The following is a 3191-nucleotide window of genomic DNA, read 5'->3' on the forward strand; positions in this document are numbered from 1 at the left end:
GCCCGGGCGGCGCGTTCCGGCTCGCGGCGCAGCATGACCTCGCGTTCCTTGCGCAGCACGCTGCCGCTCTCGTCGGTCAGCACCAGCGTGCCGTAGTCGCCCTCGACCGCCAGCAGGCCCTGGGCGAGCAGCTGCCGGACCACGCCGCGCCACTCCGCCTCACGCAGCTCTGCGCCGATGCCGAACACGCTCAGCTCGTGGTGGCGGAACTGGGTGACCTTCTCCGTGGTCTTGCCGAGCAGGATGTCGATGGACTGGCCGGCGCCGAACTTCTGGCCGCGCTCGCGCTGCAGGCGCAGCACCGTGGAGAGCAGCTTCTGCGCCGGCACCGTGCCGTCCCAGGACTCCGGGGGATTGAGGCAGGTGTCGCAGTTGCCGCAGGCCGCCGCCGTGGTCTGGCCGAAGTAGGCGAGCAGCTGGCCGCGCCGGCACTGCACGGTCTCGCAGAGCGCGAGCATGGCGTCCAGGTGCGCGGCCAGGTTGCGCCGGTGGGTGAAGTCGCCCTCGGACGTCTCGATCATCTTGCGCTGCTGCACCACGTCCTGCAGCCCGTACGCCAGCCACGCGGTGGACGGCAGCCCGTCGCGCCCGGCCCGGCCGGTCTCCTGGTAGTAGCCCTCGACGGACTTGGGCAGGTCGAGATGGGCGACGAAGCGCACGTCGGGCTTGTCGATACCCATGCCGAACGCGATCGTGGCCACCATGACCAGGCCGTCCTCGCGCAGGAAGCGGGACTGGTTGGCCGCGCGGACGCGTGAGTCGAGACCGGCGTGATAGGGCAGCGCGGGGATGCCGTTCTGCACCAGGAACTCGGCCGTCTTCTCCACCGAGGCCCGGGACAGGCAGTAGACGATGCCGGCGTCGCCGGGGTGCTCGGTGCGCAGCAGGTCGAGCAGCTGCCGGCGGGGCTCGTTCTTGGCGACGATGCGGTACTGGATGTTGGGGCGGTCGAAGCTGGCGGTGAAGTGCCGGGCACCGGTCAGGTCGAGCCGCTCGGCGATCTCGGCGTGGGTGGCCGCGGTGGCCGTGGCGGTCAGCGCGATGCGCGGCACGTCGGGCCAGCGCTCGTGCAGCATCGACAGGTTGAGATAGTCGGGGCGGAAGTCGTGGCCCCACTGCGACACGCAGTGCGCCTCGTCGATGGCGAACAGCGAGATCCGGCCGCGGTCCAGCAGCCGCTGGGTGGCCGGGACGCCGAGACCCTCCGGCGCCACGTAGAGCAGGTCGAGCTCGCCGGCGACGAAGGCCTGCTCCACCCGCCGGCGCTCGGTGAGATCCTGCGTCGAGTTGAGGAAGCCGGCCCGCACACCGAGCGTGCGCAGCGCGTCGACCTGATCCTGCATGAGGGCGATGAGCGGCGAGATCACCACGGCGACGCCGTCGCGCACCAGCGCGGGAATCTGGTAACACAGCGACTTGCCGCCGCCGGTGGGCATCAGCACGAGGGCGTCGCCACCGGCGATGACGTGCTCGATGATCTCGCGCTGCTCACCGCGGAAGGCGGCGTAGCCGAAGACCCGGTTGAGCACGTCGACGGCGGACCGGGGGATCTCGGGGGCGGAAGTCACTCCGCGATAGTAGTGACTTCCTCCGGGGCGGGCCCGGACCCTGTGGACAACGGGCGGATCGCCGCGCCGGTCTCGATCGGCAGCAGGAGCAGCAGCCCCACGGCTATCCACACGTACGTGTTACTGCCGGCGGCGGCCCCCCAGCCGGACGGGTCGGCCCACCACAACCACACGACACTGCTGCTCAGCACCACCCAGAGCGCCGCCACGACGAACCGGCCCCGCCGGTCCAGCAGGACGGCCAGCGCCGGCAGCAGCCAGACCAGGTGGTGCACCCAGGTCACCGGGCTGAGCAGGCACGCCAGCGCCCCGGTCAGGGCGAAGCCGGCCAGGTCATCGCCGGCCGCCGCGGCCTGCCGGGTCCGCAGCCACCAGATCGCCAGCATCAGCGCCACTGCCGCGAGCCACCACCCCACGTCCCCGTCCAGGCGGGCGACGACGCCTCGCAGCGACTGGTTGGAGACGTAGTCCAGCCGGCCGACCCGGGCGGTGTCCCAGACCGCGCCGGTCCAGAACGTCCACGAGGCGCCTGGCCCGAGCAGGCCGGCCAGCAGGGTCGCGACGACGGCCGTGCCCGCAGCGACAGCGGCGGCCCGGTAGCGGCGGCTGACGAGCAGGTAGCCGATGAAGACGGCCGGGGTCAGCTTGATCGCCGTGGCGATCCCGATGCCCACGCCTGACCAGCGGGAACCCCGCCGCAGCGCCCTCAGGTCGGCGCAGACCAGCACGAGCAGGACGAGATTGACCTGGCCGAAACTGATCGTGTCGCGGGCCGGCTCGAAGACGAGCACCGCTATGAACAGCAGCGCGCTCTCCGTCCACCCGGCGGCCGGTCGCAGCCGGCGCACCAGCCACCCCACGGCACCGGCGTTGACCACCAGCGAGGCCGCGATCGCGACCGGCCAGGACAGCAGCGCCAGCGGGCTCAGCACCAGGGCGGCGAACGGCGGGTACGTGAAGCCGTAGACCGTGCCCCGATAGCGGTAGGCGTACAGGTCACCGCCGTCGATCAGCCAGTGGTGCACCGCGCCGCGGTAGACCCCCAGGTCGAAGAAGTGCCGGAAGGTGGGCACCGTGGCCAGGAAGACGCCGGCGACGGTCGCCGCGCCAAGCACCAGCGCGAGCCGGGACCTCACCGGGGCACCGCCGGGGCCGTGACCGGTTGCCGGACGAGCCCGGACACCGCCGCTCCGAGCAGCACTCCCAGGACCGCGGCCAGCACCTCGGTGAGGTCCGCGGCGTACCCGTCGGGCAGCACGACCGGGGTCAGCACCACACACATAAGTGCCAGCGGGCGGTGCGCGGCCGGCTGTCCGGCGGCCAACGGCAGCAGTCCCCAGACGACGTACCAGGGGCGTAGCGCGGGACCGAAGGCAACCACCGCGAGCAGGACCAGGCCGAGGCCGGGCAACACCCCGACCCGATTCCGGTACGTCCACACGAGACCCGCCACGATCAGCGTGGCCAGCACCCCCGCCCAGCGCCAGAGCTGGACCGACAGGGCGGCGCCCACGTCGTCGTGAGCGAACACGGCAGCCGTCCAGCGGCCGAGGAGCGCGGTCGGAGCCCAGTTGTCCGAGGAGATCGGGGTGCCCAGCGCGCCGATCCAGCCGTACCCGGTGC

General features: G+C 72.3%; 2 protein-coding genes and 1 pseudogene. All 3 read right to left on the reverse strand.

The genetic code is table 11. From position 1 onward, the window contains the following. Window positions 1-1568: DNA helicase RecQ (gene recQ, locus AB0C29_RS40495; protein WP_360832261.1), on the reverse strand; the 1568-nt coding region annotated here is incomplete at its 3' end. Then, window positions 1565-2704 (reverse strand): glycosyltransferase 87 family protein, encoded by a 1140-nt coding sequence (locus AB0C29_RS40500; protein WP_360832264.1) that lies wholly within the window; start codon window positions 2702-2704, stop codon window positions 1565-1567. The genes recQ and AB0C29_RS40500, both read right to left, overlap by 4 nt. Next, window positions 2701-3191, reverse strand: a pseudogene (locus AB0C29_RS40505) (DUF2029 domain-containing protein); the annotation flags it as partial. The gene AB0C29_RS40500 and the pseudogene AB0C29_RS40505, both read right to left, overlap by 4 nt.

It is taken from the genome of Actinoplanes sp. NPDC048791 (assembly GCF_040650095.1).
In the GTDB taxonomy this organism is placed as follows: domain Bacteria; phylum Actinomycetota; class Actinomycetes; order Mycobacteriales; family Micromonosporaceae; genus Actinoplanes.